We start from the raw sequence: 24,106 nt of genomic DNA, 5'->3' as shown, positions 1-24,106 counted from the left end.
GTGGTTGAGCGAATGAGTGATTGAGTGCCTTTCGGCCCCCTTTCACTCATTCGCTCAACCACTCAATCACTCAATTCAATATGAAGCTCAATAAAAAACTCCTATACCTTATCCCGCTCATGGCGTTGACGGCTTGTGAGCTTGACGAAACGATTTATTCGTCGATTTATACGGAAGCGTTTTACAAAACGGCGGCCGACGCCGAAAAAGGGCTGATTGCAGCGTATGACCCGATCGGCGACCTGTACTCGGGACCGGCCATGACCCTCGTGGCTGATTTCAGCGACGACCAGACCTACCCGCGCGGGGTGGTGGGCCGGAATACGCTGACGCTGTTTTCGTACGACGTAAACTATACTGTCCAGAAAAGCAACGGACGCGTCAATGAGTCGCCGCAGCAAATCTGGGCATCGGGTTACGACGGCATCGAAAAAACGAACTGGATCATTGAGAAAGTACCGGCTGCGGTAATGGACGAAACCCGTAAGAAGCAAATTATCGGGGAAGCGTATTTCCTGCGTGCCTTCTACCTGTGGGGACTGACCAAAAACTTCGGCGATGTAGCCATTAAAACGCAGGCCAGTGTGTCGGAAGCGGCCGCGGTAGTGGGCAAAAGCACCAAAGCCGATGTCTACAAGCAAATCTACAGCGATCTGGATCAGGCATTTGCCGCCGGTCTGCCGTCATACCCGAACGTAGACAAGGGCCGGCCATCGAAAGAGGTGGTCAATGCGCTGTATGCCAAGGCTGCATTGTATAACGAAGACTGGGCCAAGGCGCTGGAGAAAGCCCAGGCGGTGATTACCTCGGGGAAATATTCGCTGATGCCGGATGTGCGCAACGTCTACAAATACGATCAGGAGGATGCTGCCCGTATCGAAAACATGTGGGCGTATGAAGTGGACCCGATTTCGCCGGGCCGCTCGCACCAGATGGTTGGTCTTTGCGGCCCTCCGGGCAGCGCCGGACCGGAATATGGCAGAACAACCTTCGGGTCAATGTTTGCCTACATGTCGTTTTACCGGTCATTTAATCCGGCTGATAAACGCCGGTTATTGCTCGATACCACTTACGTCGATAAAGCCGGCAAGCTTGTGGCCCAGAAAAACATTACGCCGATTACGGCCGACGGCGTGCTGATCAAGAAATATCAGGATCCGGTTTCGACGGTAAATACAATCTCAAACATCCCGATTCTGCGGCTGGCCGATGTGTACCTGATTGCGGCTGAAGCCGAAGCGCGTCTGAACGGAGCGTCTGCCACGGCCTATGGCTACATCAACACGGTTCGTCGCCGGGCCGGTTTACCCGACCTGCAGACGGGCCTCAGCAAAGATGCGTTCATCGACGCGGTGATTCAGGAACGGGCATGGGAATTTTTCGCCGAGGGCGACCGCTGGTATGACCTGACGCGGACCGGTAAATTCCTGACGGTGATTCCGAAAGCAGTCAACAGCGTCTATCCGTCGCGGCCCGTACTGCCTAAACACAAGTATTTCCCGATTCCGCAGGATGAGCTGAACGCCAACCCGAAAATGGAGCAAAACCCGGACTGGAAGTAAATCATTATGTTTCAACCACATAGACACATAGACAAAAAAGAAGGCTTGCTCATGTCCTTCTCAGGCCAACTGATGAGGCTGGCGGTGTTGTGTGCCTGTGTGGTTGGGCAACAGGTAGCGGCGCAGACGGTTCCGGTCAGGGAGTATCCAGTGGTCATTAATGATACGACTACCTATACCCTGAAACTGGCCGTTGACCCGCAGAACCGGCCGGATCATTTTTACTGCAACGTCTTTACACCGGTTTGCCTGACGGGCGAGTGCAAACCGGTGTACATCAACCTCTACTGGGACCTGCTGGGCAACTATACCCACTTTGACCTTCCGGCCGGCGAGGAACTGACCAGAATGGACCACAAGCCCTTCAAACAGGAAGATTACGACAAGCTTCAGGCCATTCTGGGCAACACCCAATCGCTCCTGAAAGACGTATCCATGAGCGATCTGGTCAGCAAAGGCACCGAAAACCTTGCCGACTCAGTCGATGCAAAGGCGGGGGCCACCCTGAAAACGGTGAAAAACGAAGTAATCGACGGCGCGGTCTATACCTGCTACACCCTCTGGCATATTGCGCACGATCAGGTGGTACCAACGATGCGCCGGGTGACCGAATCCATGTCGGACGATGCGCAGCTGCACCGGTTTCTGGGCAGCACCAACTACCATTACCAGTATTGGGCCATGGATAAGGTCATCGGCACCGACGGAAGCGTCAGACCGGCATTCAGTGAGGATGTGCTCCGGATACTGCGGGGTAAAAACATCTTCACCGCCCGCTATGCCCTGCAACACCTGAACGCTGCCTTCTGGGCGGCGGAAGAGCGGCAGCGCTGGCTATGGGAAACCTACCGGCAGGCCCCGTATACGTTACAGATTGCCGTCCTGAAACAATTACCCGCCCTGCCCCTGACACCGTGGCTGATCACGCAGGTAGCCAGGCAGCTGGGTCAGGTAAATCCTGAACAAACAGGCTTGCTCGTAACCCTGCTCGAACGCCAGCCAACGCTGACCGGGGAAACGCAACTGATTGTGGCCGACTTTCTGCCGAACGCGCCGGACGCGAAAACGGCCCTGCGGCTTTACGATGTACTCAACGCAAAAAAACCGGCAAACCGGCTCGTCAGACAGCGATTAGCGGACTATGCCCGAACACTCAACCAAACCCGATAAAGTCATGAAGTCTGTTCTAAAAACCATTTTCCTGCTCCTGCTGACGCTCCATGCGGTTGCGCAGGAGCACCTGTTTGTCGAAACCGAGTCCTTTGCCGATAAGGGCGGCTGGGTGATTGACCAGCAGTCGTTTGTTGTGATGGGCTCGTCGTATCTGATGGCACACGGCATGGGTCGCCCCGTTAAGGATGCCCGCACCACGGTAACTGTCCCGAAAAAAGGCACGTACCAGATCTGGGTCCGGACCAAAGACTGGGCACCGTTTCCGAAAGGCCCGGGCAAGTTTCAGGTTATCCTCGACGGGAAACCGCTGAAACCGGTTTTCGGTGAAAGCGGCTCCGATGAGTGGAAATGGTATTATGGCGGCGAAACCAGCATTCAACAGGATCAGGTTAGTCTGAGCCTTCATGACCTGACCGGCTTCAACGGCCGCTGCGACGCCATTCTGCTGACCAGCGTGCCTAAATTCACCCCGCCAAACGCGCCGGAGGCCCTGTCGGCCTTCCGCAAAAAAATGCTGAACCTGACCGACAAACCGGCTGATGCCGGACACTTTGACCTCGTTGTGGTAGGCGGGGGTATTGCCGGCACCTGCGCGGCGATTTCGGGTGCCCGCATGGGCCTGAAAGTGGCCCTGATTCAGGACCGGCCGATGCTGGGCGGCAACAATAGCTCCGAAGTGCGGGTGCATTTACGGGGTGATGTCGATAAAAACCACTATCCGAAACTGGGCCGTATCGTTCGTGAGATGGACAACGGCGATCCCGGCAACGGCCACCCCGACGCCCAGGAATACGGCGATGCCCGTAAAATTGCCATCGTCAAAGGCGAGCGGAATTTGTCGCTGTTCCTGAACACCCATGTGGATCAGGTCGAAAAACAAGGCGATAAAATTATAGCCGTAACCGGCCGCGACATTGCCACCAACAAGGAAACGCGCTTTACCGGCACTTACTTCTCCGACTGCACGGGCGACGGCACCATTGGCGCACTGGCGGGTGCGGAATTCCGGATGGGCCGCGAAAGCAAAACCGAAACCGGCGAATCGCTCGCCGCTGACAAATCCGACGACTTTACGCTGGGCACCTCAAACCTCTGGGCATCGCTGGACCGCGACACCGTGTCGGCCTTCCCCGAAACACCCTGGGCCCTCCCCTTTTCCGATGAATACCACATCGACGAAGCACGCTCTGACTGGCAGTGGGAAACCGGTTTCGGCAACTTCAACACCATTACCGACGCCGAAAAAATCCGCGACCATAACCTGCGCGCGATCTACGGCAACTGGTCGTACCTGAAACACCACAAACAGGCGAAGTACGCAAAGAAAGAACTGGCTTGGGTGGCCTACATCGGCGGTAAACGCGAATCACGCCGGATCATCGGCGACCACGTCCTGAACCAGATGGATATTCAGGAAGGCAAGCAATACCCCGACGGAACAGTAACCGCCACCTGGACCATCGACCTGCATTTCCCCGACGAAAAGAACAAACAATACTTTGACGGTCAGGAGTTTTTTGCGGGCACCAAACACATTAAAGTGGCTCCGTATACCATCCCGTACCGCTGCCTGTATTCAAAAAATATCAGTAACCTGTTTATGGCCGGCCGCAACATCAGCACCACGCACGTCGCATTCGGCAGCACCCGCGTAATGCGGACCTGCGGGATGATGGGCGAAGTGGTTGGCTTTGCGGCCTACGTCGCGAAGAAGCACAACACCTCACCGCGGGGCGTGTACCAGACCTATTTGCCCGAACTGATGGGCATTGTCCGGGACGATGTACCGGCAACCATAACACCCGAAGCACGGAAGTAACGATCTATGAAACTGACACTCCTGTTTTCACTCCTTTCCCTTCTGCCCGTTATTGGTCAGGGGCAGAAGGGTATGCAGGCAGGCGAAACCCTGGTCAGTTTTTCGGGAGAGGCGCAGGGCACGACCTATCACATCAGTTATCAGGACGCTGGCCGCCGGCAATTTAAGCGGCAGACCGATTCGCTGCTGGCCGACATCGACCGCGCCTTATCGACCTACCGGCCCGATTCGGAGATCATGCGGTTTAACCGTTCAGGGCAGCACCGGTTTGAGTCGGTCCATTTTCCGGCAGTGCTGACCAAAGCCGGCATCATCTACCGGCAAACCGACGGGGCTTTTGATCCGACCATTATGCCGCTGGTCGATGCCTACGGATTCAGTGCTGCACAGAAAACGGCCACCGGTGCCATCAATGTGGACTCGCTGCTGCAATTCGTCGGTTTTTCAAAGATTACGTTCGACGCCACCACACTGCGCCGGCAGTCGGCAGGTGTGCGGCTCGATCTGAATGCCATTGCGCAGGGATATAGTGTGGATGTGGTAGCCTCGTTTCTCGAACAGCAAGGCATCCGCGATTACCTCGTCGAAATCGGCGGGGAAATCCGCGCCAGGGGCGAAAAAGCACCGCAGCAGTGCTGGACAGTCGGGATTGAACACCCCTTAAAACGCAGTCTGATTTACACAACGTTATGCATTCGTGACCGGTCCATGGCCACGTCCGGCAATTACCGCAACCGCAAGGAAGTGAGCGGGCTGGTCATGGGCCACATCATTAACCCGAAAACCGGCTGGTCGCAGCCCGGCTTATCGCAGCCGGAGCAGCATGCATTGGTAAGTGCCACGGTATTTGCCGGTGATGCTGCTACGGCCGATGCCCTGGCCACGGCCTTTATCGTCATGGGTCTTGAGGCAACGCAGCAGTTTCTTAACCATCGGGCCGATCTGGATGCCTGTCTTCTCTACACTGATGAGAGCGGGCAACTAAAACGCTTTTCGACAAAAGGATTACTTGAGTTATGACATTGATGAATTATCGGCTACTCTGTTCGGTAGCGTTTCTTTATTTGGTAAATGGCTTTTCGCCCGCCAAGGGCCAGTCTTTGTCCCTCGCCAACGACCGGATCAGGGTAAACTGGTCGGCCAAAGGCGCTGGCTGGCAGATACAGCAGGTGGCTGTCAACAGAGGCGGCAAATGGGTCAATCTGGCGACACCTTCCGGCGAAAACACGCTGTTGTATGCGGCCGTAAAACCATCGGATAAACCATCGCAGACCTTCAAAACCATTACCGGCGAAGAGTTTCCGGGCGAAAAATACCATTACCAGCAGGTTCAGTGGGCCGAAAGCACCAATCCGGTGTCGCTCAATACGGCTGGTGAAGCCATCCACTTTTTCCCGAAGTCGGGGAAGCAGACGGGCACCTCACAGGTATCGTTTCAGCACGAAACCGACGCCGCTACGGTCAACACCGAGTGGTCGTTTGATCCGGCATTTCCGAACGACATCCTCGTCAAACAAACGCTGACCGCCCGCAAAGACGGCTATTTTTCACTGGCCACGCCCACGCTGTCGAGCGTATCGTCGCAGCAACTGGCCTGGTCAAGCGTGCCGGGTTATTTCCTGGGCAACCATCTGGAACCCAATTTCGCACTGGCGTATGCCTATGGCCACGGCATCCCGAGCCTGCCGGTCGTGTACCGGGAGCGGTGTGCCAGTACGCTCTCACCACTGGTCACTACCCGCGACGGCCTGACGCTGTCGGTTATTCCGGAGCCCGGCCTCGCCCGCGATCCGTGGGCAAAAGACAAAATCACCCAGATCGACTGGCACATCGGCCTGTCGCACATGAACCGCAAGGCCCAGCTTTCGCCAACGCTTTACTACCCGGTGCTCGGCGAACAGAAGTCGGGTATGAAAGCAGGGGAAACCATCACCTACACGTTCCGCTACAGCCTCACCGATGGCGACTGGTTTAAGGCCCTGAAACATGCCATTTACGATGTGTACCGGTTCAGGGAGTCGCTGGCTATCCGCCGGAGCTCCCAGTCACTGACCGACCGCATCCAGAAAATGCACCATTACCTGACCGATCCGCAAACGTCGATGTGGAACATTGAGCCGTTCGACGGGGTAAAAATCGGCGCGCAGTCGTACCTCGGCGGGGTAGTCGGGTCGAACAAGGATGCGATGAAAAACTCGGATTACGGTGCCATGTGGATGCTCGCCAACGCGACTAAAGACCCGCTGCTGACCGAAAACGTACTGCCTTATGCCGAAAACTTTAAGCTGAAGCAGCAACAGACCAGCGACGGCTTTTTCAAGGGTGCTGCCATCGGACAGTACTATCTGGCAAAATCGAAAAAGTTTGTCGAAGAATGGGGTGAGGTGGTTGAGCCTATCGGTCTGACTTACTACACCATGCTCGATGTCGGCAATATGCTCCTGTTCGAACCAACCGATCAGGAGCTCCGGAAACGGCTCCTGCTGGGAGCCGAGCGCCTGCTGACCTGGCAGAAACCTGACGGCAGCTGGGCCGTGGCCTATGACCGCCACACGGAAAGCGAAATTTTCAGGGATGTGAAAGACCTCCGGCCAACGTTCTACGGCATGATTGTCGCTTACCGGCTGCTCAACGATCCGAAATACCTCAAAGCCGCCCGGAAAGGTGCCGACTGGATTATTCAGAACGCCGTTAAAACCGGAAGCTACCTGGGCGTTTGCGGCGATGCCCGCTACGCGCCTGACTTTGCCACTGGCCAGACCGCCCAGGCCATGCTCGACCTGTATGACCTGACCAAAGACAACCGCTACAAGGACGCTGCCATTGCTGCCGCCAAAGCCTATACGCTGTCCATTTACACCCACCCTATTGCCAGCCACGCTCCCAAAACCGTCAACGGCATTGCCCGCGAAGACTGGGAAATCAGCCAGACGGGGCTGAGCTTTGAGCACGGCGGCATTTTCGGGTCGGCTACGCGGCACGGCCCTATCCAGCTGGCCAGCCACGCCGGCATGTTTATCCGCATGTACCAGCTGACGAAAGAACCGCTGTTTGCCGACATGGCACGGGCTGCCGCCATTGGCCGCGATGCGTTTGTGGACCCGAAAACAAGCGTTGCCTCCTACTACTGGCAGGCGATGAACAAGGGAGCCGGACCGTATCCGCACCATGCCTGGTGGCAGATCGGCTGGATCACCGACTACCTGCTGGCCGAAGCCGAATTACGGTCCAACGGACAGGTAGCTTTCCCGCGCGGGTTTGTGACACCGAAGGTCGGCCCGCACCAAACCTACGGATTTGCTCCGGGGATGGTCAACGGCGAAAAGGCGAAACTGGTCATTAACGAGAAGTTGGTGCAGGTCGATAACCCGTCGGTAGACTACCTGCTGGCGGAGAGTACAGACAGCAAAAAAACGTTTGTGATCCTGCTCAACAACAGCGCCGCTGCCAGCAGCTACGCCGTCACGGTCAACGGAAAGAAAGGGCCTGCGAAGCAGTTGCCGGCCTTCGGCATAGAGGTCATGACGGTAAACAGATAAGCGCTGTGAACGATCCGGTAGATTATCCTTCTTTGGGAAACTTAGGTATCCCCGCCTTAGCAAAGGCAGCATTGGCACGAGCAATTTTTTCGGCGAAAAGCGGCTTGCCGTCTTTTCCTTTCAAGGGTCGCTCTGGTACAATAACCGGCGAAAAACTCTCTTTTGACGTTTTCATGGACTATTATTTTGTATCTAAAAATAGACGTTATTTTTTATTAATCAAAAACAGTTCATAATCGTGAATAGGTTCAAACTTTTCCCAATTGTCTTGCCGGAAACCTAATAAAAAATATGATTCTGTGATAGTGTGGAGCTCTTTATTGATTGCCATTCTGTACAAGCGATTTCGAGATGGGGTATTGCCGGTAAAGATGATTTGGTGATCTGAGTGCTGCTGTAAATACAAATCTATGATTTTATAAACTGTTGCTAAAATTTCAGCAGTATCATCATTATCACTTACAGCAAGATCATCAACCTCGTTGGCAGTTTCGTCGTAATCGCCAAAGCCCAGGTTATAGATATTTTCTACCCCAGTTGGTGTAAAAACCACAACTTTTCGAATAAGACCATTTTTGCCGGAACTTGTGAAAAAGAATTGGTTCGCGTTCGGACTTTGGGAAAAAATATAGCTCGGATAATGCACAGTTACAGTTTAATTAAACGCAAATATAAACAATCTTGAATACATCCATTGATACCGCCGTCATCATCATTTTCTCTGCTTTTGTGCTGGGAATCGGGATGTTATTTGCCCGGACGGGACGCAATCTGAAGTCGTTTTTTGCCGGTGGCGAAGCTGTGCCCTGGTTTATCGGCGGGCTCTCGCTGTTCATGAGCTTTTTCTCGGCGGGTACGTTCGTTGCCTGGGGCAGCATTGCCTATAAACACGGCTGGGTGGCCATCACCATCCAGTGGACCATGTGCATCGGTGCCCTGGTGACCGGCCTTTTTCTGGCTCCCCGCTGGAACAAGACCGGTGCACTCACCGCCGCCGAATTCATCCGCGGGCGGCTGGGCACTACGGTTCAGAAAGTCTATATCTTCATCTTTACCCTCGTCAGCGTCTTTATCAAAGGGTCGGTGTTGTATCCGGTGGCCAAACTGGTCAGTTCATCGCTCAACCTGCCGCTGATTCCCTGTACCATCGGGCTGGGTATTTTTATGATTGCATACACCGCTGTCGGTGGCCTGTGGGCGGTGATGGTAACTGATATTCTGCAATTTGTGGTGCTGTCAGCGGCCGTGTTCATTCTGCTTCCCCTATCGTTTACGAAAGTCGGCGGGTTCGATGCATTTACGCAGAAAGTCCCTGACGACTTTTTCAACCTGCTCAACGGCGACTACACCTTCGGGTTTGTAATGGCGTTCATTTTCTACCACATTGCCTACATTGGCGGAAACTGGACGTTTGTGCAGCGGTATACCAGTGTCGACAGCCCGAAATCAGCGCGTAAAGTTGCCTTTCTGTTTGCTGCCCTTTACCTGATCAGTCCGGTAATCTGGATGCTGCCGCCGATGATCTACAAAGCCATTGATCCGTCGTTGACCGGCCTTGACACCGAAAATGCTTACCTGAAAATCTGCCAGCTGGTGTTGCCGCCGGGCTTACTCGGCCTGATGCTCACCGGGATGTATTTTTCCACCTCTGCCAGCGCCAATACAGCCCTCAACGTGGTATCAGCGGTCTTTACCAACGACATCTACAAAGGACTGATCAACCCCGGTGCTTCAGACAAGCAGTTGATCCGCGTCGCGCGCGGCTCGTCGTGGTTTTTCGGGCTGGGCATGATCGTGATTGCCTTGCTGGTTCCGGCGGCCGGTGGTATCGTGGAAGTCGTCCTCAGCATCTCTGCTATTTCGGGTGGTCCGTTGCTGGCACCTCCCCTGTGGGCCTTGTTCTCCAAACGGCTCAACAGCCGGGTTACGCTCTGGATTACGGGCATCGGCCTGACCGTCAACCTGTTTTTTAAAGTTCTGTCGCCCTGGCTGCTGGATTACAAGCTCAGCCGTGCGGCGGAAACTGTAATCGGTGTCGGATTGCCGCTGCTGCTGCTGCTGGCCTATGAACTGTGGGCGGCCCAACGCAAGGAAGTCGCCCGTGAGTACCTGCGCTACCGCATGGACCGTGAACAAAAACAAGCCGAAGCGCAGGCCCGTCAAACAGAAGATGTGGAGGAAGCACAGGCCATTAAAGCCCAAAACCGGTTCGGACTGCGTGTCATTGCCGGATCGCTGGTTTTTACGGCGCTGATGCTGTTCGGCCTCAGCTTTCTGACCACGCAGGGGGCGGGCATCACGGCCGGTATTGCCGTGGTCGTGCTCATTGCCGCCCTGATTCCGTGGCGGGCAGCGGGCAAGGCAGACCATCAGCCGGCCGTAATGCCGGATAGTGTATCTAATCCTTCAGACTCAACCTATTCCCGTTAAACCGTAGCGGGTATCCGATTAACATCTGTATGCTTTTATTCCGTAAATTAACTTTCGCCTTCCTGCTGTGCGTTCTGGTGTATCCCCTCTGCGCACAGTATGCCATCCGGCAACCGAATGCGGTGCCGCTGCATGGCGAATGGCTCTTTGCCCTCGACCCTGCCAACATGGGTGAGACGGGCAAGTGGTTCGCCGATAACCAGCCCACCAACCGCTGGGATAAGGTTACGGTACCCCATTGCTTCTCGGTAGACCGGCGGTATCAGTTCTACACCGGTAAAGTCTGGTACCGGCGTACATTCCCGTGGCAGCCGGCAGCCGGTAAACGGGTGTTGCTGCACTTCGACGCCTCGTTTCATACCACGACGATTTACCTGAATAACCAGAAAATCAGTACGCACGAGGGGGGCTATACGCCGTTCCATATCGATGTTACGGGTCAGCTGAAAGCGGGAGATAACCTGCTCGTCGTTTCGGTAGACAATAATACCTGGAAGCCTGGCTCCATTCCGGGATCGAAGGATAACAACCAGGTCAATGATCCGTTTATGGGCTGGATCAATTACGGTGGCCTTATCCGGCCCGTATACCTGACCACCGAAGCGGACACATACCTTGAGAACCTGAAAGTAGAGACTGTACCGGATCTGGCAAAAGGCACAGCTACGGTCCGCGTACGGGCCCGCATCCGCAATGCGTCGGGGCAGTCCGTTTCGCCGAAGCTGGTGCTGAATCTGGCGCAGCAGGGCCGTCCGGTAACAGCTACCTGGAAAATGCCTGCAATCTCCATCCCGGCCGGTCAGACGGTCCTGCTGGATGCGGAAACAGCCCTCAAAGCTGCTGATGTGAAGCTCTGGGGCCTCGATACCCCTAACCTCTACAACCTCACGGCGGCCATCACCGGCGATACGCTCCGGACACGGTTTGGTATCCGCAAGGTCGAGGTAAAAGGCATTCAGTTGCTGCTCAACGGCCAGCCGATCAAGGCGGCGGGCGGTAACCGCGTGGTCGATTATCCGGGCCTTGGCTCCCTCGAACCGGAATGGCTGGTCGAAAAGGATTTCCGGCTGATGAAAGAGGCCGGCATGGAATTGCACCGGCTGACGCATTACACGCCATCGGAAAGCATCTACGACTGGGCCGACGAAAACGGCATGCTGATCATTACCGAAGCCGGTAACTGGCAGCTGACACCCCGGCAGATGGACAATGACACCATCCGGGCCAATTTCCGGCAGCAGTTCCGCGAAATGGCCGAACGCGACTGGAACCACCCCTGCGTGATTGCCTACAGCGTTGGTAATGAGTACCTGTCGGAACAACCGGCGGGGCAGCGCTGGACCAAAGACATGATTGCCTTCGCCCGCGAACTCGACCCGACACGGCTCTATACCTTCGCGTCGATGCGGCTGAATATCCTGCCGAAAAAACCGGAGGACGAAGCCAGCCAGTACTGTGATTTTGTGTCGACCAACACCTACGGCAATCACCTGAACGTGCTGAAACACATTCATTCCCTGTATCCCGACAAACCCATTTTCATCAGCGAATACGGCACCCGCGCCGACGGACCGAACGGCGAAGCAGGACAGGTGACCCATCTCGACAAGTTTCTGTCGGATGTCCGCCAGCTGCCGTATGTGATCGGGGCTTCGTGGTGGTCTTTCAACGATTACCAGAGCCGCCACCACGGTACCAATCCGAACGGCTACCGGCCATGGGGGCTGGTGGGGCCGGAGCGTGAACTGCGGCCGCTGTACAAGGCGCACCAGACCGGTATGGCGCCGCTGACGATTGAAAAAGTGCGGTTTGAACAAGGCCCGGAAGGCGTTCATAAATTAACCGTGCGCATCACGGCCCGCAACGATTTTCCGGCGTATGCCCTCAAAGGCTACCGGCTCCGGACAGGCCAACCGGCCGATCTACAGGCGACGTCGCCAACCCGGAAAAGCACAGCCGGCGAGCTGATCATTCCCGACCTGCAACCCGGCCAGAGTACCGACCTCAGCATTCCGGTGCAGGGCTTTGATAAAACGCTGACCATTGACATTAGCAAACCGACAGGCTTCCACATCCTGTCACAACAAGTTGATTTAACGAATGATACGCGAACAAGCAACCGATAAGCGCAGCCTGAAGACAGTCCGTTACGAGGGCGATTTGATAGTAGTGGGCGGCGGGCTTTCCGGCGTGTGCTGTGCCATTACGGCCGCACGGGCAGGTACCCGCGTGGTGTTGGTCCAGGACCGGCCGGTACTGGGCGGCAACTCCTCAAGCGAGGTCCGCCTCTGGGTACTGGGAGCCACCTCCCACATGGGCAACAACAACCGCTGGGCGCGTGAAGGCGGGGTGGTCGATGAGATTCTGCTCGAAAACCTGTACCGCAATCCGGAAGGGAACCCGCTGATTTATGACACCATCCTGCTGGAAAAAACCGTGCAGGAGCCGAATATCACCCTGCTGCTCAATACGGCCGTTCACGACGTGGAGAAAGGAACGGGCGACGCAGCGGACAAAATCAAATCGGTACGGGCCTTCTGCTCACAAAACAGCACAGCCTACGAACTGACGGCTCCGTTATTCTGTGATGCGTCAGGCGATGGTATTGTGGCGTTCCAGTCCGGTGCTGCCTTCCGGATGGGAGCAGAATCCAAAGACGAGTTCGGCGAAAAATTCGCACCCTCGGCCGACTACGGTGAACTGCTCGGCCACTCGCTGTATTTCTACACCAAAGATACCGGCAAACCGGTCCGGTTTGTGCCGCCGGCCTATGCCCTGGACGACATTACCAAAATCCCGCGCTACCGGCGTTTCAATGCAAAAGAGCACGGTTGCCAGTTGTGGTGGATTGAATACGGCGGGCGGCTCGATACCGTTCATGACACCGAAACCATTAAATGGGAGCTCTGGAAGGTGATTTACGGAGTCTGGAACCACATCAAAAATTCAGGGCAGTTTCCGGAAGCGGAGACCATGACGCTCGAATGGGTCGGCCAGATTCCGGGCAAACGCGAAAGCCGCCGGTTTGAAGGCGATTACATCCTGACCCAACAAGACGTGGTCGAACAACGGCCGCACCCCGACGCGGTGGCATTCGGCGGCTGGTCAATTGACCTGCATCCGGCCGACGGCGTGTTCAGCGAAAAGCCGGGCTGCAACCAGTGGCACAGCAAAGGCGTATACCAGATTCCGTACCGCTGTTTTTATAGCCGTAACGTCAGCAACCTGCTGCTGGCAGGGAGGATTATCAGCACCACCCACGTCGCGTTCGCGTCGTCGCGGGTCATGGGCACGAGCGCACACGGCGCCCAGGCCGTTGGCATGGCCGCCGCACTCTGCACCAGACAGGGGGTGTTACCACGGGAACTGCCGGTTCAGGACCTGCAAACCGAATTATTAAAAACAGGGCAACACATTCCGGACCTGCATCTGGCCGATAACCAGGACCTGGCCCGCCAGGCCACGCTGTCGGCTTCCTCCGAATATATCTTAACCGAATTACCGGCCAACGGGCCGTTGCTACCGCTCGCCTCGTCGGCCGGGCAAATGCTGCCGCTACCGGCGGGCCCTGTCCCGGCGATGACAATCTACCTCACCGCCGATCAGGAGACAACGTTGACAGTAGACCTGCGGCGCAGTAGCAAAGCCGGGAATCATACTCCCGATGTAACGCTGCAAACGCTGACCCTACCCGTCCGGAAAGGACAACAGGAAGTAACGCTGCCTTTCACGGCAGAAGTGCCTGAGGCTTGTTACGCCTTTGTGTTGCTGATGAAAAACGAGCATATCCGGCTTCAGTACAGTGCGGTTCGGGTAACAGGGGTGCTGTCGGTGTTCAATAAAGTGAATGCAGCCGTCTCGAATTATGGCAAGCAGGAGCCGACCGAAGACATTGGCGTTGATGCCTTTGAATTCTGGACACCGGAGCGGCGGCCCAAAGGCCATAATCTGGCCTTCCGCCTCGACCGGGGCATACCGGTTTTCGGAGCAGCCAACCTGACCAACGGCCTCCAGCGGCCAACCAGCCAACCCAACGGGTTTGTGGCGCAGCTGACCGACAACGACCCGACGGTAACGCTGTCGTGGCCGTCACCGCAATCCATCAAACAGGTGGTACTGAGCTTTGACTCCGACTTTGACCACCCGCTGGAAACCGTGCTGATGACCCATCCGGAAACGGTTTCGCCGTTCTGTGTGGCCGAGTACATCCTGTGTAACGACCGGCGGGAGCGGATTCACCACGAGACCGCCAACCACCTGTCACAGAACACAATCACGTTTGCGGAACCGGTCATTACCCAACACCTGACCATTCACCTCAAGCACCCCGGCACTGCCGTCCCTGCCGCACTCATGGAAGTGCGCTGCTACGGGATTTAACGATTTATTTGTCTGTGACAGGCGTCTTTATCTCCCTGTCACAGACAAACCTTTGTAAACTTTGTTCAAATCTTTGAGTTCTTTGTGAAGTCAATCCATCCACGAAAACGCAAAGGCCAAAGGCTCACTATTCTTCTTCGTGTTGCTTCTTTTCTTCGCGTCTTCGTGGCTAACGATCACCCGTTTAGTCAACCATGACCCTGAAAGAACGATTACTGAGTGTGGCGGTTGTCGCCGAAGATAAATTTGACCGGCTCAAAGACCGGCTGTTCAGCCGCCTCGACGCTGATAAGCCCTACCAGATTGTGTATTACCGTGGCTTCGGCAGCCCGTCGGCGGTATGGCTAAAAGGACGGGTCCTGCGGCAGCGCGACCTCCCGACGCCCAGCGACCGGGACACCTTCTGGCACAACCTGCTGGCGACCTACCAGCGGTTCGAGAGCGATGAAGTCCCCCGCGTAACCGTCCGGATCGACGCGTTCGGGCAAAGCCATACGACTGTAGCCGACGAGGAAGGGTATTTTGAGTTTACGATCAACCCGCCCAACGACCTGCCACCGGGCCGTGTGTGGTTCCCGATCCGGTACAGCCTCGACGGCATCACTCAGCCCGGCACCGGCGAACCGGTCGAAAAGAACGGGCACCTGATGATTTCGCCGCCGTTCAGCCAGTTCGGCATTATCTCCGATATCGACGATACCGTATTACAAACCGATGCCACCAGCCTGCTGCAATCGGCACGGCTGACGTTTCTGGGCAATGCCTATACGCGGTTGCCGTTCGCGGGGGTAGCCGCATTTTACCGTGCCCTGCAAAGCGGGCCGGTCACTACCCTGTTTAACCCGATCTATTTTGTGTCGAGCAGTCCGTGGAACCTGTACGATCTGCTGGTCGATTTTTTCCGGATTCAGGGCGTTCCTAAAGGGCCGATCCTGCTGCGTGACATCGGGCTTACCCCAACGCAGTTTATCAAAAGCTCACATTTTGACCATAAACTGGGCATGATCCGGAAGGTGCTGGACGTCAATCCGCAGCTGCCGTTTGTGCTCATCGGCGACAGCGGGCAGCACGATCCGGAAATTTATTCGCAGGTTCTCCGCGAGAATCCGGGGCGTATTCTGGCCATTTATATCCGCGACGTATCGGAAGACCGGCGGGACGAAGCCGTCCGCGAACTGATTCAGACTGCCGCGACGTTCAATGTGCCGATGCTATTGGTACCCGATACGCTGGCCGCCGCCGAACACGCTGCCGCCCTCGGCCTGATCGACCCCGATACCATTCCCGAAATACGCGCCGACCGGCGGGCCGATAAGACGGGGGAAATGGTATAGAGACGCAATATCTTGCGTCTCTATACCATTTCATTACATTTGCCTGAATCAATGTAGGGGCGACCCCGCGTGGTCGCCCTGCACTGGCCGCGCAGGTGGAATATGCAACGCCCGTACACTGGCCGACCTGCGCATTCACATGGTGGGCGACCACGTGGGGTCGCCCCTACAGTTTTCCGGAAATCTATTTTTTTCTGTTTACATGCATCGTTTTTGTTATCTCTTCCTCTTCCTGTTTGTCACGACGGCTTCGCTGGCGCAGGAAAACACCTACAACCTTGTCCCGTTTCCGGCACGCTTTAATGGCACCGATGGCCGCTTCACGGTGTCGGCAGCGACACGCGTCGTCACCACCCCGAAAGATGCCGGTCAGCTGGCAGCGGCTCAGCTGTTGATTGGTCAGCTTAAAACCGCCAGTGGTCTGCCGGTTGCCGTAGTTCCTGCGTCGCCGGCGGTGGCTAAAGGGAAAAACATCTTTTTTCAGGCGCACAAAGCCGGCAAATGTGGTCCGGAAGGCTACGTGCTGAAGGTAACGCCTGACCGCGTAACGGTTGAGGCCGAGACGCCGAAAGGCTATTTCTACGCCGCCCAGACATTGTTACAGCTACTGCCGACACAGGTATTCAGCCCGAACAAGGTGGATAACGTGTCATGGTCAATGCCGGCCTGCGATATTCTGGACCGGCCGCGCTACGGTTACCGCGGGCTGATGCTCGACGTAGGCCGCTACTTTATGCCGGCGCCGTTTATCAAGCGCTTCATTGACCTGATGGCCCTGCATAAAATGAACACCTTCCACTGGCACCTGACCGAAGATCAGGGCTGGCGGATCGAAATCAAGAAATACCCGAAACTGACGCAGATTGGCTCGAAACGGAAAGAAACCGTTGCCGGTCACAACAACCAGAATTATCCGCAACAATTCGACGGCAAAGAAAACGGTGGGTTCTATACGCAGGCCGACATTAAGGATATTGTGAAATACGCAGCCGCCCGCCATGTCACGATTATTCCGGAGATTGAAATGCCGGGCCACGCAATGGCGGCTATCGCGGCCTATCCGGAACTCTCCTGTACGCCGGAAGCCCCACACGCCGTAGCCACGACCTGGGGTGTGAAGGAAGATGTGTTCTGCCCGTCAGAAAAAACATTTACGTTTTTGCAGGATGTGCTGACTGAAGTGATTGCCCTCTTCCCGGGTAAATACATTCATATCGGCGGTGATGAGTGCCCGAAAACGGCCTGGAAAAACAGCGCGTTCTGCCAGGACCTGATCAAGAAACTGAAGCTGAAAGATGAGCATGAGCTACAGAGCTACTTTATCCGCCGGATCGAAAAATTCCTGAACAGCAAAGGCCGCGCTATTATCGGCTGGGACGAAATTCTGGAAGGCGGCCTGGCCCCGAACGCTACCGTAATGAGCTGGCGCGGTACGCAGGGCGGCATCGAAGCAGCAAAGCAGAAGCATAACGTGATCATGACGCCGAACACCTATGTGTACCTCGACTACTACCAGGGCAATCCGGCGAAAGAACCGCTGGCCATTGGCGGGTATCTGCCGCTGGAAAAGGTCTACAGCTACGAACCAACGCCATCGGAATTGTCGCCGGATGAGCAGAAGTATATTCAGGGTGTGCAGGCTAACGTCTGGACAGAATACATCCCGACACCGGCCCAGGCTGAATACATGACCTACCCGCGCGCCATTGCCGTGGCTGAGCTGGGCTGGATTCCGCAGGGGCCACGCAACTTCGAAGACTTTGCCGTTCGTCTGAAAGAGCACCTGAAACGTCTGGATTACAAAGACGTTAACTACTCAAAACGGTTCCTGGATGTACGGGCAACCACCCAGTTTAACAACGAAGGTCAGTTGCAGGTAAAGCTGGACAAAATTGACTCCGACAGTAAGATTTACTATACCCTTAACGGCAAGGAACCCAATACCGCGTCGACCGAGTACATTACGCCGATAACGCTGAAAAATACAACTACGGTAAAAGCCATCACCACGGCAGGGGCAAAATTTGAAGAAACCTTCTTCATTCACCGCGCCAAAGGGAAACCGTATACCTTCAGCGATGCCTCGCTCGACAAGGCCGATCCCGACCATAAACGCCTGACGGACGGACAGGTCGCGCAAAGCCCGCGTAACGATGCGGAATGGGTACGTATAAACGGCAAAGACCTTGAACTGACCATTGACCTGGGCGAAGTACGGCCGGTGACGAAGGTTTCGGCTAATTTCCTCAAAAAAGCAATGAACTCCATCCTGCCGCCATCCTCGGTTGATATCTCACTTTCGCGTGACGGCAATGACTTCAAGGACGCTATTGCGCAGCCGGTCAAGTACAGCGTTGAGGGTTCGTGGGAGATTCTGCCGGTAGTGGCTGATTTTAAGACGGCACGGGCACGTTACATCCGCGTTAAGGCCAAAAACCCTGGTCCGACCCCGCAAGGTCACCCGTATGCAGGACGTCCGACGACCATTGCCATTGACGAGGTAGTTGTCGATTAACCCGGTATTAAGCGCGGGTTGTGTATTTTTTATCCTTACATTTGAAAAATAATGATGCCTTAATATCAGAATGCCTGCGACGAATTACCACTCCTTTATAGATGCCCTTCAAAAAAGGCTGGAAAAGCCCCTGCCCGGCGAAGAAGCCCATCGCAAAATGGCTTCTTCGTCGCGGTTGCGGCTTACGGCAAAGCCTAACGAGCGCACCCGTCGCAGCGCGGTACTGATCCTGTTCTACCCCTATCAGGGCGCTATTTACCTGCCGCTGATTCTCCGCCCGCAGTACGATGGTGTGCATGCCGGTCAGATGGCGTTTCCGGGCGGCCGTATGGAACGCACCGACGAAAACCTGATCCGGACAGCCCTGCGGGAAGCCCAGGAAGAGATTGGTATCCGCGTCAATGATGTTAAAGTATTGGGGCACCTCACCGAGATTTTTATTCCGCCCAGCAACTTCTACGTCCTGCCCGTAGTCGGCACTATTGGCCATGCGCCCGACTTTTATCCGGATCCCCGCGAGGTTGAAGCAGTAGTAGAAGTACCGCTTGACGTGCTTCTGGATGAAACAATCGTCGGAGATACGCAGATCGACGTGCGCGGTATTACCATTGATGCTCCCTTCTACCAGATCGAAAATCAGCGGGTATGGGGCGCAACGGCTATGATGATTGCCGAACTGCTGACGATTATTGCCGAAACGGAATAACAGTCATTGCCTGAGCCTGAGACGCAAGATGTTGCGTCTCTACTATTATTACCATGAATCACTTTCACGACCAGACAGCTATTGTTACCGGTGCCGGTCAGGGAATCGGTTTTGCGATTGCCCGTGCCCTGGCAAAAGCCGGAGCCACCGTCGTTCTGAACGACCTCGACGCCGAACTCACCCGACAGGCCGCCGAACAGATTCAGGCAGAAGTGGCCGACATGGGGCCCAACCGCTGCCTGGCGGTTTCAGGCGACGCATCGGATGTTGCCTTTATCGGGCAGCTGGTTGATAAGGCCGTCCAGACATTCGGGAAACTGACCATTACCATTGCCAACGCCGGCATTACGATTTTCGGCGATTTTCTCGACTACACTCCCGATAACTTCCGGAAAGTTCTTGACCTGAACCTGCAGGGGAGTTTCTTCCTGACCCAGGCATCGGCGCGGCAAATGCGGGCGCAGGGACAGGGCGGCAGCATTCTGCTCATGTCGTCGGTGGTCGGGCATCAGGCCCACCCCGGACTGGCGGCCTACAGCATGACCAAGGCTGCCCTCGAAATGCTGGCCAAAAACCTGGTACTGGACCTGTCGCCGCTGGGCATCACCATCAACGCCGTGGCCCCCGGCGCTACCCAGACCGAACGGACCCTCAACGACCCGACCTACATTCCGATCTGGTCGCGGATTACGCCCATGGGCCGGCCGGCTACCGTCGATGACATTACCAATGCCGCCCTGTTTCTGGTATCACCGGCCTCGCGGCACATTACCGGTCAGAGTCTGGTCGTAGACGGCGGCTGGACCAGTGTCAGCCCGCCCCCTGTTGAGTAAATAGTAACCAATATCAGGTTAGAATTCACCCTACTGAGGTAATGTAAAGGTAATCTTCGTTCTTTACCGCTATGAAAACGATTTATTTGCTTTTGTCCCTGCTCACGGTATCGGGGTATACCCTGGCGCAGCAGAAGGATACCTATTATCTTTTTACCTACTTCAAAGGCAATGGTGAAGACGGGCTGCACCTGGCTTACAGCACCGACGGCTACCGGTTCGAAACACTGAAAAACGACGCCTCGTTTTTGACCCCGACCGTCGGAAAGGACAAACTGATGCGCGATCCGTGCCTGATCAAAGGCCCCGACGGACTGTTTCATATGGTCTGGACCGTCAGCTGGAATGAAAAAGGGATTGGCTATGCCTCATCGAAAGACCTGATTCACTGGTCGGAGCAGCAGTATATTCCGGTGATGGAACACGAAGCCGGGGCACGGAATACGTGGGCACCCGAAATTTTCTACGATAAAGCCACAAAACAGTACATGATTTACTGGGCCACGACGATTAAAGGCCGCTTTCCGGAAACACAAAGCACCGAAGAAAATGCCTATAATCACCGGATGTATTACGTTACGACGAAGGATTTCAACACCTTCAGTGAGACGAAGCTGCTGTATGAACCGGGCTTTAACGTGATTGACGCTACCATTCAGCAGAACGGGAAGCAATACGTGATGTTCCTGAAAGATGAAACCCGCACACCGCCGCAAAAAAACCTCAAACTGGCATTTGCCGATCAGATTACCGGCCCGTATACCAAAGCGGGTGCCCCGATCACGGGCAACTACTGGGCCGAGGGACCAACGGTTGCGAAAGTCGGGAAGCAATGGGTGGTTTATTTTGACAAATACCGCGACCACAAGTACGGCGCCGTTGCTTCTGAGGACCTCAAAACCTGGACTGATATTTCGGATAAGGTCGAATTCCCGAAAGGCACCCGTCACGGCACCATTGTACCGGTTACGAAGCAGGAGCTGGATGCGCTGCTGAAATAGGCATGAACGGAGACACCGGAAACCGTGTCTCCGTTTTTTAGTACAGTACCGGTGCCTGGTGCCGAAATGACGTCGTCTCCAGCTGATCGAGCATGAGCCGTGCCACATCCTTCCGGCTGACCGACGGCATGGCGAATCCGGTAAAGGCCGCATCCAGGCTGGCACGGGCCGACGTAGTAGCGGGGCCGTTGGTCAGCCCTACCGGCCGTACGATGGTCCAGTCGGCCGCACTTTCCTGCACATACTGTTCCTGAAGAGCCTTATCTGCAAAATAGGACCGCAGCAACGTCCGGAACAGGAACTTTTGCAGGGTGCCACACTGATTAATGCTCTCGCCTACGCCGATTGCCGTTTCAACCACGATGCGGCGCACCCCTTGCCGGGCCATTTCCTGCAGTACATGGTTGGTACCTGCCGAGCAGACCGGCTCATTGACAAACGGTTTACGGCCAAGGGCACACAGGACAGCATCCTGTCCCTGCAAGGCAGCAGCCAGGGTGTCCGGTTTCAGCACATCACCCTGCACGATCCGCAGCCGGTCATGTTGAACAGGCAGGCGGGCCGGATCTCTGACGAATGCCGTCACCTGATAATTTCGTTGCAGCGCCTGTTCGGTCAGTGCCAGGCCGGTACCACCGGTAGCGCCGAATACGACGATATGTCTGATTGCCATCGTTTTTTCTTTTCCCAAAAATAACGCACGTTCGCATCAATGGAAATCATGGAAAACCATGAAAATAGGCATGTCAGGTAATCGGATTAACGGTCTACATTGTTCAATGCCACACAGGTACGATTAAGGGGCAGCACGCCACGCGAACTGTTCGTTCCCTCAAATCATTTCAATTCCACACAGGTACGATTAACGGAATCCGAGGAAGTCAGACGGTATATCACTCCCTTTCATTTCAATTCCACACAGGTACGATTAACGGAGCAATTCCTGCGACTTAACGCCGGTCTGCGAATCCCATTTCAATTCCACACAGGTACGATTAACGGTAATAAGTTCGATTTAAGACGTTTTTATATAATTCATTTCAATTCCACACAGGTACGATTAACGGAAGTTATCCGCAATAATCTGTTTAACCTGGTTTTCTATTTCAATTCCACACAGGTACGATTAACGGGGTTAATACATCTACAACAACCCTGAATTTCAACGTATTTCAATTCCACACAGGTACGATTAACGGCCAGCCTCTTGAAGGGTTACAGGTAGCCAGAACTATATTTCAATTCCACACAGGTACGATTAACGGCACTTAGCGGACCCGACTGTAAACTTTATTCTGTAATTTCAATTCCACACAGGTACGATTAACGGGTACTTAAATTCCTTATCCATTAATATTTCATCAAATTTCAATTCCACACAGGTACGATTAACGGCGATACAGGACGATGCACTACACATATAAGCACGAATTTCAATTCCACACAGGTACGATTAACGGGCCGTGACGCTGTGCGGGTTGTTTGTATTAGCTGCGATTTCAATTCCACACAGGTACGATTAACGGGGGCGTTCGCGGCGGCGGACAACGTTCTTGTTAAATTTCAATTCCACACAGGTACGATTAACGGTTTATTCGGATGTGCTCGCTGTCGTATTGGCCTCGCATTTCAATTCCACACAGGTACGATTAACGGGCGATCAGCGCAGCTGGGGGTACTGGTGTACGATGATTTCAATTCCACACAGGTACGATTAACGGTCCGGCAGCGGTGATCGCTAATCAGAACCGGATCATATTTCAATTCCACACAGGTACGATTAACGGAATCGTGACCTTGCCACGGCTCAGCAGGAGCGGGCTTATTTCAATTCCACACAGGTACGATTAACGGTTGATGCCATTGTTTCCAGCCAGGCGGCGGTATCGTATTTCAATTCCACACAGGTACGATTAACGGAAAACGCTTCGGTGTCCTGCGGGTCCCATGTTTTCAATTTCAATTCCACACAGGTACGATTAACGGCCTATCACCAATTCCTTGAACAGGAAGCGAAAACCCATTTCAATTCCACACAGGTACGATTAACGGGCAGCAACAAGGGAAGAATAGGCAGCAACAGCGTTGTATTTCAATTCCACACAGGTACGATTAACGGTTGTTCCGGCTGTATTGTCAGGAACAACAATCCCTAATTTCAATTCCACACAGGTACGATTAACGGACCTCGTCGTTGGTGTCGGGAATGATACCGATGTAGTATTTCAATTCCACACAGGTACGATTAACGGGAACTACCCGTATCGTCGCGGGTAATCGAGGTGTCAAATTTCAATTCCACACAGGTACGATTAACGGGGGCCGCTTTCAGCGCGTCGGCGAGCTCCTTTGCCCATTTCAATTCCACACAGGTACGATTAACGGTTAATGATTTCAAAACCGGCGAGAGGGTGCACCTGAATTTCAATTCCACACAGGTACGATTAACGGAGGTTCACCCCGCCCGCATCGTAGATCGCCTGCATAGATTTCAATTCCACACAGGTACGATTAACGGCGACTTCTGGCGCAGCAGCATTCCGCACAGCGTAATTTCAATTCCACACAGGTACGATTAACGGCTGCTGCTGCGGCGGGTGGCGGGCAAGCTCCACAAGATTTCAATTCCACACAGGTACGATTAACGGCCGGAAACGATTAACGAAAACCATGCCCGGTTACATTTCAATTCCACACAGGTACGATTAACGGTAGTGATCTTTGTCATGTCCAATTCTCGTACCAGATTTCAATTCCACACAGGTACGATTAACGGTTCGGTTGACCCATTTGGCCGGATAGTAAAAAAGTAAT

The 24,106-nt window shown here is 54.7% G+C and carries 16 protein-coding genes and 1 CRISPR repeat array (1 of these 17 cut by a window edge); of the genes, 13 read left to right on the top strand and 3 right to left on the bottom strand.

The window, feature by feature from the left end:
- The first annotated feature begins 80 nt into the window (after nt 1-80).
- Genes AC23NW_RS24655 through AC23NW_RS24635 form a run of 5 tightly spaced genes read left to right on the top strand, consistent with a single transcriptional unit; the run spans nt 81 to nt 8,093 of the window.
- Nucleotides 81-1,562, top strand: a complete 1,482-nt coding sequence (locus AC23NW_RS24655) for a RagB/SusD family nutrient uptake outer membrane protein (protein ID WP_487452810.1) — start codon at nt 81-83, stop codon at nt 1,560-1,562.
- Between the two features lie 51 nt (nt 1,563-1,613).
- Nucleotides 1,614-2,732 (top strand): hypothetical protein, encoded by a 1,119-nt coding sequence (locus AC23NW_RS24650; RefSeq protein WP_487452808.1) that lies wholly within the window; start codon nt 1,614-1,616, stop codon nt 2,730-2,732.
- 4 nt (nt 2,733-2,736) lie between these two features.
- Nucleotides 2,737-4,554, top strand: a complete 1,818-nt coding sequence (locus AC23NW_RS24645; protein ID WP_293843046.1) for an FAD-dependent oxidoreductase — start codon at nt 2,737-2,739, stop codon at nt 4,552-4,554.
- Between the two features lie 6 nt (nt 4,555-4,560).
- Complete coding sequence (locus AC23NW_RS24640) at nt 4,561-5,574, top strand: FAD:protein FMN transferase (RefSeq protein ID WP_487452806.1); 1,014 nt, start codon at nt 4,561-4,563, stop codon at nt 5,572-5,574.
- Between the two features lie 5 nt (nt 5,575-5,579).
- Nucleotides 5,580-8,093, top strand: a complete 2,514-nt coding sequence (locus AC23NW_RS24635) for a glycoside hydrolase family protein (protein ID WP_487452895.1) — start codon at nt 5,580-5,582, stop codon at nt 8,091-8,093.
- Between the two features lie 22 nt (nt 8,094-8,115).
- Here AC23NW_RS24635 and AC23NW_RS24630 read toward each other — a convergent pair whose 3' ends face one another.
- Both AC23NW_RS24630 and AC23NW_RS24625 read right to left on the bottom strand, forming a co-directional pair.
- On the bottom strand, nt 8,116-8,268 hold the full coding sequence (locus AC23NW_RS24630; RefSeq protein ID WP_293843040.1) for a hypothetical protein: 153 nt from the start codon (nt 8,266-8,268) through the stop codon (nt 8,116-8,118).
- Between the two features lie 30 nt (nt 8,269-8,298).
- Nucleotides 8,299-8,739: a DUF6934 family protein gene (locus AC23NW_RS24625; protein WP_487452804.1), complete on the bottom strand. Its 441-nt coding sequence runs from the start codon at nt 8,737-8,739 to the stop codon at nt 8,299-8,301.
- A 35-nt stretch (nt 8,740-8,774) separates the two neighbouring features.
- Between AC23NW_RS24625 and AC23NW_RS24620 the strand changes: the two genes are divergently transcribed.
- The 8 genes from AC23NW_RS24620 (at nt 8,775) to AC23NW_RS24585 (ending at nt 21,292) form a co-directional block, all read left to right on the top strand.
- Nucleotides 8,775-10,523 carry a sodium:solute symporter family protein gene (locus tag AC23NW_RS24620; RefSeq protein WP_487452802.1) on the top strand — a complete coding sequence of 583 codons (1,749 nt, stop codon included), beginning with the start codon at nt 8,775-8,777 and terminating at the stop codon, nt 10,521-10,523.
- Between the two features lie 29 nt (nt 10,524-10,552).
- Nucleotides 10,553-12,649, top strand: a complete 2,097-nt coding sequence (locus tag AC23NW_RS24615) for a glycoside hydrolase family 2 protein (protein WP_487452801.1) — start codon at nt 10,553-10,555, stop codon at nt 12,647-12,649.
- A complete protein-coding gene (locus tag AC23NW_RS24610) occupies nt 12,624-14,903 on the top strand; it encodes an FAD-dependent oxidoreductase (protein WP_487452799.1) in 2,280 nt (759 codons plus the stop codon). The genes AC23NW_RS24615 and AC23NW_RS24610 overlap by 26 nt, the downstream gene beginning before the upstream one ends.
- Nucleotides 14,904-15,097: 194 nt before the next feature.
- Nucleotides 15,098-16,237, top strand: coding sequence for an App1 family protein phosphatidate phosphatase (locus AC23NW_RS24605; protein ID WP_487452798.1), 1,140 nt, complete (start codon nt 15,098-15,100; stop codon nt 16,235-16,237).
- A 202-nt stretch (nt 16,238-16,439) separates the two neighbouring features.
- Complete coding sequence (locus AC23NW_RS24600; protein WP_487452796.1) at nt 16,440-18,752, top strand: glycoside hydrolase family 20 protein; 2,313 nt, start codon at nt 16,440-16,442, stop codon at nt 18,750-18,752.
- 70 nt (nt 18,753-18,822) lie between these two features.
- Nucleotides 18,823-19,458: an NUDIX hydrolase gene (locus tag AC23NW_RS24595; RefSeq protein WP_487452795.1), complete on the top strand. Its 636-nt coding sequence runs from the start codon at nt 18,823-18,825 to the stop codon at nt 19,456-19,458.
- A 53-nt stretch (nt 19,459-19,511) separates the two neighbouring features.
- Nucleotides 19,512-20,291: an SDR family NAD(P)-dependent oxidoreductase gene (locus AC23NW_RS24590; protein ID WP_293839720.1), complete on the top strand. Its 780-nt coding sequence runs from the start codon at nt 19,512-19,514 to the stop codon at nt 20,289-20,291.
- Between the two features lie 71 nt (nt 20,292-20,362).
- Nucleotides 20,363-21,292, top strand: a complete 930-nt coding sequence (locus tag AC23NW_RS24585) for a glycoside hydrolase family 43 protein (protein ID WP_487452793.1) — start codon at nt 20,363-20,365, stop codon at nt 21,290-21,292.
- 37 nt (nt 21,293-21,329) lie between these two features.
- Here AC23NW_RS24585 and AC23NW_RS24580 read toward each other — a convergent pair whose 3' ends face one another.
- Nucleotides 21,330-21,965: an NAD(P)-dependent oxidoreductase gene (locus AC23NW_RS24580; RefSeq protein ID WP_487452791.1), complete on the bottom strand. Its 636-nt coding sequence runs from the start codon at nt 21,963-21,965 to the stop codon at nt 21,330-21,332.
- A gap of 100 nt (nt 21,966-22,065) precedes the next feature.
- Nucleotides 22,066-24,106: direct repeats of the CRISPR family, unit length 30 nt; unit sequence ATTTCAATTCCACACAGGTACGATTAACGG (it continues 159 nt past the right edge of the window).

Source organism: Arsenicibacter sp. R0_47, assembly GCF_057652235.1.
Note: the sequence above shows the minus strand (reverse complement) of the source record. Positions and strands in the feature narration are given on the sequence as shown.